Consider the following 13,718-nt stretch of genomic DNA (forward strand, 5'->3'; position numbering starts at 1 on the left):
GTTCACGGAATCGGCGTCCAGCTCACGGAATCTCTGGCCGAGTACTGGCATCGACGCGTTCGTGAAGAGCTTGTGCTTCCCGAGGGGCATACCGTCGCGGAGCAGGACCCGACCGAGGTTGCCGGCTACTTCGATCTCGAGTACCGCGGAGCGCGTTACTCGTTCGGATACGGCGCGTGCCCGGACCTCGAGGATCGAGCCAAGTTGGTTGCGTTGCTCGAACCCGAACGAATCGGCGTCGAATTGTCCGAAGAACTGCAGCTGCATCCCGAGCAGTCCACGGACGCTTTTGTCCTGCACCACCCGGAAGCAAAGTATTTCAATGTCTGAATTGTCGACCGAAGTAAACGAAGAAGGACCCTCTCCATTCGCTCGCCGCGTCCTCGACATCATCGACGGTATCCCTGCAGGCCGAGTAATGACATACGGACTGATCGCCACCCTCGTCAACGGACACCCTCGCCAAGTCGGGCAGGTCATGACCCGTTGGGCAGACGAAACGCACTGGCACCGCGTCGTCTACGCCAACGGCACCCCGGCCGCCTGCCACGGCAATAATGCTCTCGCCCTACTACGCGGTGAAGGAACGCCCATGCGCGGCGATCGAGTGGACCTAGCACTCGCGCTCTGGAACGACTGAGCGACGCATGCCCCAATTCGGTCACGCTGCCCTGACCGAACCCTTCCCCCGCACATCCGCTAAGCGTCGTGCTGCGTTACGTCGACTGCCTGCGACCGTGTCACGGAGCGGCGCAATCGGCCGCGAGGGTTGTTGCATCATCGGTCACCCGTCCGGGGACGCAGGTGGCCGGGCGATTATCGTCGAGCTACGTTGGTCTGGGGTGCCTGTGCGACGATCCCTGCTCGATGAGAGGTGTTCGGTGCTGCGAATTTTCATGGTCGGTTCTCTTGGACTTGCACTACTCGTGCTCGGCATCGTGGCAACGCTCGTGGGCGCGGGATGGTGGCTGTTGGTTACCGTCTGCGTTGTCCTGCTTGGTGTGGGGATTTTCGATGTCGCCCAGCGCCGGCATTCACTGCTACGGATCTATCCGGTAGTCGGGCATCTGCGCTACCTTCTCGAAAGCGTGCGACCGGAGTTGCAGCAGTACTTCATCGAGCGGAACTTCGACGGTCGTCCGTTCGACCGAGACGTGCGCACGGTCATCTACGAGCGCGCCAAAGGCATACACGGGGAGCTCTCGTTCGGTACCGAACGTGATATCGGCGAGGTGGGCTACGAATATCTCGTGCACTCGGCATCGCCTGTTCCGGAACCGGAGGAGCCGCCGCGGGTAATGCTCGGCGGACCGGATTGCAGCAAGCCGTACTCGATGTCGTTGCTCAACGTTTCTTCGATGAGCTTCGGCGCGCTCTCTGCCAACGCTCTGCGTGCGCTCAACACAGGCGCTGCCGCCGGGCACTTCGCGCACGACACCGGCGAAGGAGGCATCACCCCTTATCATCTCGACGGGGGCGGTGATCTCGTGTGGGAGCTGGGTTCGGGGTACTTCGGTGCCCGCACCCGGCGCGGCGAGTTCGACGCGGCGCAGTTCGCCGACAAATCCGCCCACGAGAATGTGAGGGCGATCTCACTCAAGCTCAGCCAGGGAGCGAAACCCGGTGTCGGCGGAGTGTTGCCGGCGGCGACAGTCAGCGAATAAATCGCCCGTTACCGCGGTGTCCCGCCGCGGCAGAAATGTGTCAGTCCCTCCGCCCATTCCGTCTTCCACACTCCCCGCGAACTCGTGCGCTTCCTCGCGCAGCTGCGTGAACTCAGCGGCGGCAAACCGGTGGGTTTCAAATTGTGTGTGGGGTCCCGGATCGAGTTCCTCGCAATCTGTAAAGCCATGCAGGCGGAAGGAACTGCCCCGGACTTCGTCATCGTCGACGGCGCGGAGGGCGGAACTGCCGCTGCACCACTCGAATACGAGGACAACGTCGGGCTCCCTCTCACGGAAGGGTTGATGACCGTGCACAACGCGCTGGTCGGCACCGGCCTGCGCGGCAGGATCGCCATCGGCGCAAGTGGGAAGATCGCCACCGGTACCGACATCGTCAAGCGGCTCATCCAAGGTGCGGATTACACCAATTCTGCCCGCGCCATGATGATGGCCATCGGGTGCATTCAAGCGCAGCGCTGTCACACCAACACCTGCCCGGTCGGTGTCGCCACCCAGGATCCGAAACGAACACGCGCCTTGGACGTGCCCGACAAATCTCGTCGCGTCCAGCGATACCACGAGAGCACCGTGCGCCAGGCAGTGCAGATCATGGCATCGATGGGGGCCCGTCACCCGGCCGAACTGACCACCGAGATGCTGCGCAAGAAAGTATCACCCACCGACATCCGGTCCTACGCCGAAATCTATCCACGGCTACGCCCGGGTGAACTGTTGTCCGACCCGCCGCCGTCGTGGGCAGCGGATTGGCATGCGGCATCACCGGATTCATTTCGCCCGATCCCCGAGCACTGACGGCGACCCGTACCAGAGAACCTCCCCGCGCACGTTCCGCAGCGCAATCATTGCGCGTCGCGCGATCGCATCACCGCGACCGCGCGGATCAATGCTCATGGCTGTCGATCGGACAGCGACACCGGCAGACCTCGGACGAGTAGATGATGGGCGAGTATCGACGAACGCACGGTCACAGTGACGTAGGCGCATCCTCGCGCACCGCAAGACCTGCCAGGTCCGGCGCGACCCATCCGCCGTCGTCGTGGTCGAGTTCGATGGCCTCGACGACGATCGGAGCCTCCATCGGGAAGGGCGAGAGTATCCGCGGAGTGAGCTGGGCGCTCCCGTCGGTGCGCCAGCTGTGTCGATTCCGGCAGCGGCGAGACTCTGTTCGTCGAGCACGATCAACAGCAGCGGCAGCTTCACCTGGCCGTAGGGTCGCTCGAGTACGGCCGGTAGGTGAGTGCGGGTGCTGGCGTGAATGTATCCGATGTCGTCGAACGAGGTGGCTACCGTGGCGACGTCGTATTCACCGAAGCGTCGACAGCCTTCCCAGTCGTCGGCCAACGCCACATGCACGATGCGTGGGCCACTCATGTCACTACTCCTTTCCTCACAGGCGGACTCCGACAATCGATCGGGACGCGGGCGTGCAGTGCAGGGTGCCCGTCCCCGTCGCTGTTAGCTGGTCAAGACTTGAGGCGCAAGCACTTTGAGCATGGCATTGGACCATCGCAGCTGCCGTAGGGTCTGAGGGTGGCAGCGTTCGGTGAGAGCGAGCAAGTCCTGATCCTTGACCGCCTGCGCGCCTTGGGCGAGAAGTTCCCAGTCGACGGACACGCCCGCGGTGACACGGTGCAAGCGGCGCAAATCCATCAACAACACCAGGGCGGGTTCTGGCCGGTGGCCGAGCAGTTCGCTCAGTTTCGCTTGGATCGGGGAAGTCAACGGCTCGGTGCGCGGTGCAGCATTGAGATCGAGATCGTAGCGGGTTCCGGCGGCTGCGAGTTCGCGAAGGTGGGTGCGTGACCATTCGGCGAGATCGTAGGCGACGTGATGGATCTCGTGTTCGGTGACGTGCCGGGCCGACACCGCAGCGAGGGTCAGGGCGAGTGTGTGTTCGGAGCGGTGCAGCTCCCGCAATGCCAGATTGATCTTCATTCGGCCACCTTCGGGGTCGAGGGCAGGTGTTCGGTCACCATCGCTGCCGGTCCCCCGACGGTCGGCGGGATCGACGTCGATGACGGTGTGGCAGGGGCGGAGGCGGTGGTGGTCGGGGCGGGCGCCGGACCGTCGCCGGCGCGAATCCGGGTCACCGCCGCGGCGGCGGTCTTGAAGATCGGCTGCTTGGACACCGGATCCCAGTCGGTGATCGTCAGTTCGTTCGCCGCGCGGTCGTGCTCATCGCCGCCGGTGTCCCAGTAGCCGTAGTGGAACGGAACGAACAACACTCCGGACCGGATGCCGCTCACCCGGGCCTGGGCGTGCAGGAGCCCGCGGGGAGAGGAGACCTCGAGCAAGTCCCCCTCCTCGATTCCGAGGCTGTGTGCGTCCGCCTGCGAGATCTCGACCCACACAGCAGGGGCTGCGTCGTCGAGTTGGCGGGTGCGGCCGGTCTTGGTGCGGGTATGAAAGTGGTACAGGGTGCGGCCGGTGATCAACGCGAACGGGTAACGCTCATCGGGTTTTTCGTGCGCCGGAAGATACTCCGCGGCCTTGATGATCGCTTTGGCCTCCGGATTGAGAGCTCGGTATTCGGTGGGTTCGAGCGGAGCCCCGGTGACCAGATCCTTGCCGTACGATTCGCAGTACTCGGGTGCGGAGAAGAATTTCCCGCCCGTGTAGAGGCGTTCGGTGCCGCCGGGATGTTCGGTGTTGCAGGGCCATTGGATTCCGGATCCGCCGCGCAGCCGCTCGTAGGTGATGCCGGTGTAGTCACACGGGCGTCCTGCGGAGCAGTCCTTCCACGCTTCGAACGCGGTTTCCGCGTCGTGCCAGGCCGGCAGTGGGCCACCGTCCTTGTCGCGGAAGTCCATTCGGCGGGCGTAGTCGAGGAAGATGTCCAGATCCGGGCGCGCCTGCCCGGGCGGTTCCACCGCTTTGTCGGACAAGTGCACGGTGCGGTCGACGTTGGTGAAGGTCCCGGTCTTCTCCCCCCACGCCGCTGCGGGAAGGACCACATCTGCCAGCTGTGCGGTCTCGGTCAGAAAGATGTCCTGCACGACGAGGAAGAGCCTGTCCTGAGACAGGATCGACCGGATGCGCGCGAGTTCGGGCAGTGATACCGCGGGATTCGTCGCGCTCACCCACAGCATTTTCAACGAGCCCTGTTCGGCGTAGCGGAACATCTGCATCGCATGCGTGGGCGGGCCGTAGTGCGGGATCTGGGAGGGGTCGATGTTCCACAACTGGGCGAGTTCGGCGATGTGAGAGTCGTTGGCCCAGTTGCGGAATCCGGCGAGGTCACCGTCGGCGCCGCATTCGCGGGTGTTCTGCGCGGTGGGTTGTCCGTTCATCTGCAGTACCCCGCAGCCGGGTGTGCCGAGCATGCCGCGGATCAGGTGCACGTTGTTGACCTGCACAGCAGCGGCAGTGGCTTGATGTGATTGGTAGAAGCCTTGCAGTACCGTCGACAGCAGGCGATCGGTCATGCCGATCAGCTGGGCGGCCTCGCGTAGATCCGCCACCGGTATGTCGCAGATCGACGCCACCTTCTCCGGTGTGTAGGGGGCGAGTTGGGTGCGCAGTTCCTCGAAACCGACCGTGTGCTGCTCGATCCACTGCCGGTCGATCCAGTCGCGCTCGACGATCTCGTGGAGCAGTCCGTTCATCAGCGCGACGTTGGTGCCCGGCAGCGGTGCCAGGTGGACGGTGGCGTGCTGGGCGACCGGGGTCGGCCGCGGGTCGACACACAGGATTGCCGGTGGATTCGGGCCGGCGAGCCGGTCCAGGATCCGGGACCACAACACCGTCTGCGTTTCGGCGACGTTGTGCCCGAACAGGGCGATCACATCAGCGTGATCGACGTCGGTGTAGGAAGCGGGTTGCCCGTCGCAGCCGAACGATTCCTTGAGCGCCTCCGCGGCGGTCGCGGTGCACAGGCGAGTGTTTCCGTCCACGTGATTGGTGCCGATCGCCCCGTGCGCGATCACCCCAAGTGTGTAGTACTCCTCGAGAAACAACTGCCCCGAGGTGTAGAACCCGATGGCGCTGGGCCCCTGAACGTCCAACAGTTGCCGACTACGTGCGACGACGGCGTTCATCGCGGTGTCCCAGTCCGTCTCCACCAGGGCGCCGCCGCGGCGGATCAACGGCCGGGTGAGCCGGTCCTTCGATCCGTTGGCCTGCCAGCCGAACAGGTCCTTCGGCCCCAACCTACCGCGGTTGACCCGGTCGATCCCGCGCCCCCGGACGCCGACGATCGCACCGTCCTTCACCGCAATGTCGAGGGCGTCACCATTGGAATGCAGAATCGACGCGGACTGCACCCACCGATCCACCGACCCCGGCTCGATGCCCTCCGCGAGGTACTGATCCACTCGTTGCGGCCACCCCTGCCCGCGTCCGTACGGGGTGCGCGCACCCCACGGTTCGGCGATCCGGTCCCGTGAAACGGTCATCGACAACAACTCCTTCCCGCACGGAGCGGATCAGCAGCCCAGTGAGTGAGGTAGTGACTTCCCCTCTGGACAGCATCGATCGCAACTCCCCTCATCAAACCCGCAATGGTTGCGACTGCGCAATGGCTGAGTGCAGGATGTGGGTATGAGCGCAGTACGAGAGCAACGGGCCGAGCCGGAGAACCATTTCACCGAACAGGTGGACGCGGTGCTCTGGGCCTCGCGGGCCCTGGTCGGCATCGCCGCAGCCTCCGTCGCCGAGGCCGAAGAACTCGTCACGGTGCCGCACCTGCGCATCCTGGTCTTGGTCGACACGCGAGGGCCCGTGAACTTGGCCGCTGTCGCGGAGGCACTCGCGGTCCATCCGTCGAACGCCTCCCGGGCGGTGGACCGGCTGATCAAAGCCGGCCTGCTGGACCGGCGCGACGCGCTCGACGATCGCCGGCACCTGACGTTGACCCTCACCCCTGCCGGGCAAGAACTGGTGGACCGGGTCAGCACCCACCGCAAGGAGGCAATTTCAGCGGTCCTGACGCGGATGACGACCGATGACCGTAATGCCCTGGCGTACACCATGCGCCGGTTCGCCGCAGCGGCCGGAGAACCCGTCGACGGCGACGTACTCACCCTGTTATGGCCACCCGCCCACTGAGCCTGCTCCCCTACTGAACCGTCGATCAGGCTCGGGCGAAGCCGCCGGCACAGAGGGGGAAAGAATGCGACGTCCGAACGAGCCGGAGCAAGGAAACGGACCCGCTGGCACGGTTCGTTCGGCCCACTCCGAGGGTGGCCTCGGCAGGTCCGCGGCCACCGGGCTGCGCGACAGGTTTCCTGCCGGAATTCGCCGAACCTGAAGTCTGTCAGCGAGTTTGGGTGATCCCTTCGAGGGTATGCCTTTCTCGCGCAAGGACAATGCGGCTCCCAATTCATCAGGTCGGTGCGAAAGACGTCCATGGCTTCCCCACTGCGGCACAGCACGGTCGGTCGGTACCTGAGCGTGTATCGATACGTCGAGATCAATCTGCCGAAAACCACGACAGCAGTGGCAGATACCCTGCTGCTCGGTAACGCCGCCGTTCATCTGTACCTGGTGATCAGCGCCGCTTTCCCGACATACGTGGCGGCGTGTCTGCTGCTGCTCGTCCTCGGTTTTCTCACCGCGGTGGTGTTGACCGTCGTCCCTGATCGGCGACCTGCCCGTCGTGGATGGCTGCTCGGTGCTGCAACCTCTGTGCTCGCCGGTGGGGGGTATCTCCTGAGCCGGTTCGTCGCCCTGCCGGGGATGCCCTACACCCCATCGTGGTGGGACTTTCCGCCCGGCAGCCTCGTCGCCGGCTGCGCCGCCTTGTACCTGGTGCTGTACGCCTCGGTCCTTCTCGGGATGAACACCGCGTTTCCGGACACCACGCGCTGGCGCGACTGAGCTACCACGAGGAGCTCAGGTACGCCGATGAAGGAAGGAGTCCCGCGATGACGCCACTCGATTTCCCCGCGTGGCTGCGGATCGAGCACTGGCTCAACGTGTTATTCCTGACGCTGCTCATCCGCAGTGGCATCGAAATCGTGGCCGGGCATCCGAAACTGTACTGGCGCGATGACAGCCGACCGGGCACCGAATGGGCCCGCTTCACCCGCAAATCCATGCCTACCGACAAGCTCTACGACACCCTCGACGAGGAGGAGAGCTACTCCTCGCTGGTGGCGTTACCCGGCCACCGGAATCTCGGGATCGGCCGGCACTGGCACTTCGCGTGTGTCGGCGGCTGGATCCTCACCGGCATCGTCTACTACGTTCTCCTCTTCGCCACCGGCCAATGGCGGCGCTACATCCCGACCTCGTGGGCGATCTTCCCTCAGGCCTGGGACGACGTCCTCACCTACCTCAGCGTCGAGCTGCCGCCGCTCCTGCCGAACGAACCGCTCGACGCCATCCAAAAATTGACGTACGCCGCGGTGATCTTCGTGCTGGCTCCGTTTCAGATTTTCACCGGCGCGGCCCAGTCCCCGGCGGTCGAGGCGCGGTTTCCCTGGTACGTCCGGCTGTGGGGTGGACGGCAATCGGCGCGCAGTCTGCATTTCCTCGGTCTGATCACCTTCGTCGTCTTCCTCGGGATTCACCTGTCGATGGTGTTTTTCTGGGGATGGGGTCAGCTGCATGCACTGATGATCTTCGGTGAGGTCCGCGATACTCATCTTGCCGTAGCGTTGTCCTTCGTCATCATCGCCGCCCTGGTCGTCATCCACGCCGCCGCGACCGTGTGGAGCCTGCGCAGACCTCGATCGGTGCAGAAGGTGTTGGGCGCGATCGTTCGCCCAGCCCGGCTCAGTCTTCTTCGCCCGTTGGCATCGGCACAGAACTACCGCGCTGACGAGGTCTCGGCGGAGCATCGCGTCAACGGGAAACCGCCCTGCAGCACCGCCTACAAAGTGATGGCGGTGCACAATTTCGCGGATTGGACGCTCGAGGTGGGCGGTCTGGTCGAGAACCCGCTGACGCTGAAGTTGGAGGACGTGATGTCCTTGCGCGAGAAGCAGACTCAGCGAGTGCTGCACAACTGTGTCCAGGGCTGGTCCAGCATCGGACAATGGGGCGGATTGCCGCTGCGGGATCTGGTGTCGATGGTCAAGCCGTTGCCCGGAGCCCGATACCTGTGTTTTCTCACCCTGCAAGAGACCGGACGCGATGAACCCAGCGCCCCGGGCAGTGGCCAATTCTACGAGGTTCTCGACCTCGAGTTGGCCGATGATCCCCAGACGCTGCTCGCGTACGAGATGAACGGTCAGCCTCTGCCGATCGAGCACGGCGCACCGCTTCGTCTGCGCGTGGAAACGCAGGTGGGATTCAAGATGGCGAAATGGATCCACCGCATCGACGTCGTCGCCGACTATGCCGACATCGGCTACGGCATGGGCGGCTGGCGCGAGGACAACGTGTACTTCGACAAGGACGTCGAAATCTGATGGGCGTCGACAGCGGCCGCCGCCCCGAGAACATCGCCGTGACCAGCCTGCAGAAACGCCGCGTCCTCGGCCATCTCGCGCGCCGCGGCAGCACCTGCCATCACTGCGGTGGCGCCGACTTCACGGTCGGTGACGCACTGTATCTGGGTTTTCTGTTCCTCGACGAAGACATCGACACGTACATGGTGGCATTGACGTGCACGAACCCGGAATGCGCGGTGCCGCACACCGGCGTCAGAATGCGGCGCTCTCAGTTCTCGCCGGGCGCCTCCGCACCTGCGGCGGGCCACCGGTAGCGAGGGTGCGCCAGCCCGAAGCGCTCGATCTGCGGTAACGCCTGCTCCAGCCGCCCACACAGGCGCTCGTACCGGCAGCGGTCCGCGGTCGACAGGTCCCCGCGGTCGCTGTAGTACGCCAGCCGCAGCAGTCGACCCGACATCGCCGTTCCCCACCGGATGCTGAAGTCGTAGCGGACCGCCTCGTCGACTGTGTCGTCATCGGCAGAGCCCGCCAACGCGTCGAGTGCGTCGACGAGGTCGATCAGCAGGTGCAGATCCGCCTCTGCCGACACGGTGCCGCGGTCCGGGTTTCGGCCGTTCATCTCGTTGTCCCCTGTCTCGGTCACAGAGCCGGTGCCGTGATCGTGACGACATACGGTTGCCCCTCCAGGACGAGGAACAGCCGCTCATCGCCTAGGGCGATACCCGATACCGCGGCGCTTCGCGGCGGTCCGTCCGGCAGCGCGGTACGAAAGTCGAGCGCGGCGACCACCGGTATCGTGCCGTCGTCGTAGCCGGTGAAACTCTGGGTCGCGAGCACGATCACCTTGTCTTGCGTCACGGCGTAGAGGCGGGTGTCGTCGGCGGCGAGGTGCCGGACCGGCTCGCCGACATCGACCGAACCGACGATGTCCAGACCTGTGCCCTGCGGCGAGGTGTCGAGGGCCAGCACGCGAGCGGTTCCGTTTTCCGCGATGTAGGCGCGGCTGACTTTCGTGCGGTCGCCGGCGGCGGCACTCGCACCGATATCGAGGTGCCCGGTACGTGTTGCCGGCGCGTGAGGTGCCGTGTAGAGATCGACGCCGTGCGGACCGAGGACGTGAAAGTCGATGGTGCGGCCTCTCGCGGCGCCCTCGATCAGAGCGGCCGGGCCGCCGCTGACCGATGTGGACGCCAGCGCGGTCCGTCGGTGCAGATCTACCGGGGTGACCGTCGATCCGTCGCGAGAGAGGGCCAACAGCGTTCGCGCCCCGGTATCGGAGGCCAGGGAGGACGGGGCGGGCCCGGCCGACAGATGCCCGCTCACCTGCAGATCGTCGAGTTGTAGTTCGGCGACCTGACCGAGATCGGGCTCGCTGACATACGCCGCGTCGCCGCCGAGGGGGCTGATCAGCACGCTGCTCGCGCTCGGGCCCAGCGGATCGGACACCGACGTCTCGGTGTCGGCATCGGTGTCGTGGTTCGTCTCCGGTAGCGCGATCCTCGCGAGACGATGGTCGCCGGTCAGCCCGATCAACGCATCGCGGGCAGCGGAGTACACCGGATGCTCGAGTGTGGTGTCGATGCGGTGCACCGTCGCCACCATGCCGGCACCCGATTGGCGGTGCGGCAGCGAGCAACTCGCGATCGCCGCGACGGTTGCCAGTGCGAGGAAGAACTGTCCGTAGCGTGTCATCGTCGACACCCTTCCTTCCCTGCCACGCGATCTCCGGTTGATCGCACCGCCCCGGCCGGGCCGAAACGACGGCCGATGCGGCGTGAACCGCGATCGGGACGACGACAGCAGCGGAGCATTGTGTGAGCGGGTCATCGCCGGAAGGTGCGGGCGATCACAGCGCTTGCGGCAAGCATTCCCGCAGCCCCGGCCAGCAAGCCGTGGTGCTGCGATGCCCACAGTTGGGCGCTGCGATTTTTCGCCGTACCGTCGAAGACTCCGTGGGCCCCGAAATCTCTGCGTTCGTCCGCCGGTTCGTACAGGTTCGCCGGCTGGTTCGGGGAGCGGGGTTCGCCGGTTTGTTGCGAGTGGTAACCGGTGCGGGCGAGGTAGCGGTCGAGCAGGCCCGGGGCCAGCGCGTTCGCCGCCAAGGTGGCGGCAGTGCTCCCCCCGACCCAGTATTCGCGGCGGGAGGGGTGATCGGCGGCGTACACCACCGCTCGGGCGGCGACTTCGGGCTCAAAGATCGGCGGCACCGGTTGGGCGTGGTTCGGCAGCGTGGACCGGACCCAGGAAAACTGAGGGGTGTTGACGGCCGGCATCTGCACCATCGTCACGCGCACCTTGCTGCGTTCGTGCAGCAACTCGCAACGCAGCGCCTCGTGGAAGCCTTGGATGGCGTGTTTGGCTCCGCAGTACGCGCTCTGCAGTGGGATACCGCGATAGGCGAGGGCGGATCCGACCTGCACGATCGTCCCGTGTCCCCGCGGGTTCATCCGGCGCAGCGCCGACATGGTGCCGTAGACGTAGCCGAGGTAGGTCACCTCGGTCACCCGGGTGTACTCGTCGGCGGACATCTCGGCGAAGGGCGCGAACACCGAGGTGAACGCCACGTTGATCCAGACATCGATCTCCCCGAAGACCCGGACCACTTCGGTGGCGGCGGCCTCGACTTGCTCGGGGTCCGCGACGTCGACGGTCAGCGGCAGCGCGGTGCCGCCGCGGGTCACCACGTCGCGGGCAGCGGCGTCGAGTCCGGCGTCGCCGCGGGCGAGAAGGGCGACCTTGGCGCGGCGGCGGCCGTAGGCGCGGGCGACGGCGCGGCCGATGCCGCCGCTGGCGCCGGTGACGACGACGGTCTGGGGGGTCGGGGTGCTCGCCATGTCTGGTCCTTTCGACGTTCGTGCAGTTACCTCTGGTTCGCGGGCGGGGCAGCGAGTCGGTGGGCGGATTCGAGCAACAGGGCGTGGACGAACGCCTGGGGCAGGTTGCCGCGCAATTGTCGTTCGACGATGTCGAATTCTTCGGTGAACAGTCCCGGGGACCCGCACGCGGCGCGGCTGCGTTCGAAGCGGCGTGCGGCTGCGGTGACGTGGCCTTGTTGGTGTTCGGCCAAGGCCATGACGAATCCGCACAGCAAGAAGGCGCCTTCCGCTTCGGCCAGTGGCCGCTCGTCGTGGCGGAATCGGTAGACGTACCCTTCGCGGCCGAGTTCGGTGCGGACGGCGTCGAGAGTGGCGCGGGCGTGGGAGTTGTCGGCGGGCACTGCTCCTCGGATGGTGGGCAGGAGCAGGGCTGCATCGACGCGTTGATCGCCCGGGGCTCGCTGCCACCGCCCGCTCGGGTGCAGGCAATCGGTGGCGGTGTCGGCGACCAGAGTGTCGGCGAGAGCGTTCCACTCCTGCGATTGTGTCGGCGGGGCCCGTTTTCCCAGGGCGCGCAGGCCTGCGGCGCAGATCAACCGCGAATGCGCCCACCGTGCGTTGTGCAGTTCCCAGATACCGGCGTCGGGCTCGGGCCAGCGTGTGGCGATCGCAGCGGCGGCCGTCTCGGCGGCTTTCCAGTGGTCGCGATCGAGTCGGTCGTGGCGATCGGCTGCGGCGAACAGCAGGAGGGCTTCACCGAAGACGTCGAGCTGGAATTGCTCGTTCACCCAGTTGCCGATGCGTGCGTGTGCTCCGGGATATCCGGGAAGATCGAGGGACGACTCGTCCGGCACTCGGCCGCCGCCGGTGGTGTAGGCGGGTTTGAGACAGGGTCCGTCGTCGAGTAATCGCTCGGAGACGAAGGTGACGGCATCGTCGAGCAGCGGGTGCGGGCCCGCCGCGGACACCGCCTGCCCGGCATAGCACTGATCGCGGATCCAGCAGTACCGGTAGTCGTAGTTACGGCCCTGCTCGGCGCGTTCGGGTAGCGCTGCCGTCGCGGCGGCGACCATCCCTCCGCTGCTGCTGGTCAGGCCGCGCAGCACGGCGTAGGCGTGGCGCGCATCGCGGTCGGCGAGAGTGCCGGTCATGGCAGGGACAGCGCGGCGCCAGGCCTGTTCGGTGCGCTCCCACAACCGAGTCGCGGAGGGGGCGTCGGCAGGGAGGGGGCGGTCACTGAGCTCGAGGACCAGCTCGTGCCGCTGCCCGGCCGCCAGAGCGAGGACGGTGCGCAACCGGCCGTCGCGGTAATGCGCCCCGCCGGCGCCGCTCCACCGCACGTGCAGTGCTCCGGCGCGCAGAGTGCGAACCCCGTCCTCGGCGGCGACCTGGTGCATCGGGTGCTCGCCGAAATCGGCGTCGACGGACAACGCGATGTCGATGCGGGCGTCGGCGTCGACGGCACGGACGCTGCGCAACACGATCGCCACGTGCGGATCACCCGGAAAGGCCAGTGCTTCACGGCATTCGATCACCCCGGTCGGGGTGATCCACCGACTTCGCCAGATCAGTGACCCTTCTTCGTAGTAGCCGCCCCAGGTGAAACGTGTCGTCGCCGGCGAAAGGGCGTATTCGCCGGTGCCGCCGAGCAACCCCGCGAACACCGCTCCCGAATCCCACCGGGGAGCACACATCCAGGCGAGGTCGCCGCGCGGGCCGATGAGCGCGCCGCGCTCGCCGTCCGCGATGACCGAGTACTCGCGCAGCACGTGCGGTGGGCGGTCGGCGACCCGATCAGTCGGTGATCGCATCGATGTCCGTTCGTCGGGCAATGTCACCACGAGTCAGACCGTGACGGTGCTGCTCGCAATCATTGCGGG

General features: G+C 66.0%; 13 protein-coding genes and 1 pseudogene. 7 read left to right on the forward strand and 7 right to left on the reverse strand.

All coding sequences use genetic code 11. The features are described from left to right. From B0E55_RS29800 to B0E55_RS29810, 3 genes and pseudogenes are all read left to right on the forward strand, one after another. Nucleotides 1-330: vitamin B12 dependent-methionine synthase activation domain-containing protein (locus B0E55_RS29800; protein WP_133053430.1), on the forward strand; the 330-nt coding region annotated here is incomplete at its 5' end. Next, nucleotides 323-640, forward strand: coding sequence for an MGMT family protein (locus B0E55_RS29805; protein WP_058037461.1), 318 nt, complete (start codon nucleotides 323-325; stop codon nucleotides 638-640). The genes B0E55_RS29800 and B0E55_RS29805, both read left to right, overlap by 8 nt. A gap of 256 nt (nucleotides 641-896) precedes the next feature. Then, nucleotides 897-2,477 (forward strand): annotated as a pseudogene (locus B0E55_RS29810) (FMN-binding glutamate synthase family protein). On the opposite strand, the gene B0E55_RS29815 reads toward B0E55_RS29810, so the two are convergent. The 3 genes from B0E55_RS29815 to B0E55_RS29825 all read right to left on the reverse strand — a co-directional run bounded on the left by B0E55_RS29815 (nucleotide 2,451) and on the right by B0E55_RS29825 (nucleotide 6,079). Beyond that, on the reverse strand, nucleotides 2,451-3,056 hold the full coding sequence (locus B0E55_RS29815) for a DUF952 domain-containing protein (protein ID WP_080911065.1): 606 nt from the start codon (nucleotides 3,054-3,056) through the stop codon (nucleotides 2,451-2,453). The pseudogene B0E55_RS29810 and the gene B0E55_RS29815 sit on opposite strands and share 27 nt — an antisense overlap. 84 nt (nucleotides 3,057-3,140) lie before the next feature. Beyond that, on the reverse strand, nucleotides 3,141-3,620 hold the full coding sequence (locus B0E55_RS29820; protein WP_080911066.1) for a hypothetical protein: 480 nt from the start codon (nucleotides 3,618-3,620) through the stop codon (nucleotides 3,141-3,143). Continuing rightward, nucleotides 3,617-6,079: a molybdopterin oxidoreductase family protein gene (locus B0E55_RS29825; protein WP_080911067.1), complete on the reverse strand. Its 2,463-nt coding sequence runs from the start codon at nucleotides 6,077-6,079 to the stop codon at nucleotides 3,617-3,619. The genes B0E55_RS29820 and B0E55_RS29825 overlap by 4 nt, the downstream gene beginning before the upstream one ends. A gap of 145 nt (nucleotides 6,080-6,224) precedes the next feature. Here B0E55_RS29825 and B0E55_RS29830 point away from each other — a divergent pair, with 145 nt between their 5' ends. The 4 genes from B0E55_RS29830 (at nucleotide 6,225) to B0E55_RS29845 (ending at nucleotide 9,336) form a co-directional block, all read left to right on the forward strand. After that, a complete protein-coding gene (locus B0E55_RS29830; protein WP_080911068.1) occupies nucleotides 6,225-6,731 on the forward strand; it encodes a MarR family transcriptional regulator in 507 nt (168 codons plus the stop codon). A gap of 300 nt (nucleotides 6,732-7,031) precedes the next feature. Continuing rightward, complete coding sequence (locus B0E55_RS29835) at nucleotides 7,032-7,502, forward strand: hypothetical protein (protein ID WP_080911069.1); 471 nt, start codon at nucleotides 7,032-7,034, stop codon at nucleotides 7,500-7,502. Nucleotides 7,503-7,549: 47 nt separating this feature from the next. Then, the gene (locus B0E55_RS29840; RefSeq protein WP_080911070.1) at nucleotides 7,550-9,040 is read left to right on the forward strand and encodes a molybdopterin-dependent oxidoreductase; all 1,491 of its coding nucleotides are present in this window, start codon (nucleotides 7,550-7,552) and stop codon (nucleotides 9,038-9,040) included. Next, nucleotides 9,040-9,336, forward strand: coding sequence for a hypothetical protein (locus B0E55_RS29845; RefSeq protein ID WP_080911071.1), 297 nt, complete (start codon nucleotides 9,040-9,042; stop codon nucleotides 9,334-9,336). The genes B0E55_RS29840 and B0E55_RS29845 overlap by 1 nt, the downstream gene beginning before the upstream one ends. Here the strand turns inward: B0E55_RS29845 and B0E55_RS29850 are convergent. The 4 genes from B0E55_RS29850 to B0E55_RS29865 form a co-directional block, all read right to left on the reverse strand. Further along, nucleotides 9,291-9,665: a hypothetical protein gene (locus tag B0E55_RS29850; protein ID WP_108912749.1), complete on the reverse strand. Its 375-nt coding sequence runs from the start codon at nucleotides 9,663-9,665 to the stop codon at nucleotides 9,291-9,293. The genes B0E55_RS29845 and B0E55_RS29850 overlap by 46 nt on opposite strands. Beyond that, nucleotides 9,662-10,714, reverse strand: a complete 1,053-nt coding sequence (locus B0E55_RS29855) for a hypothetical protein (protein WP_080911072.1) — start codon at nucleotides 10,712-10,714, stop codon at nucleotides 9,662-9,664. The genes B0E55_RS29850 and B0E55_RS29855 overlap by 4 nt, the downstream gene beginning before the upstream one ends. Nucleotides 10,715-10,845: 131 nt before the next feature. Next, the gene (locus B0E55_RS29860) at nucleotides 10,846-11,856 is read right to left on the reverse strand and encodes an SDR family oxidoreductase (protein ID WP_080911073.1); all 1,011 of its coding nucleotides are present in this window, start codon (nucleotides 11,854-11,856) and stop codon (nucleotides 10,846-10,848) included. A gap of 26 nt (nucleotides 11,857-11,882) precedes the next feature. Beyond that, nucleotides 11,883-13,649 (reverse strand): glycoside hydrolase family 15 protein, encoded by a 1,767-nt coding sequence (locus tag B0E55_RS29865; RefSeq protein WP_080911096.1) that lies wholly within the window; start codon nucleotides 13,647-13,649, stop codon nucleotides 11,883-11,885. Nucleotides 13,650-13,718: the final 69 nt, after the last annotated feature.

The organism is Rhodococcus sp. 66b (assembly GCF_002076325.1).
GTDB lineage: Bacteria > Actinomycetota > Actinomycetes > Mycobacteriales > Mycobacteriaceae > Rhodococcus_F > Rhodococcus_F erythropolis.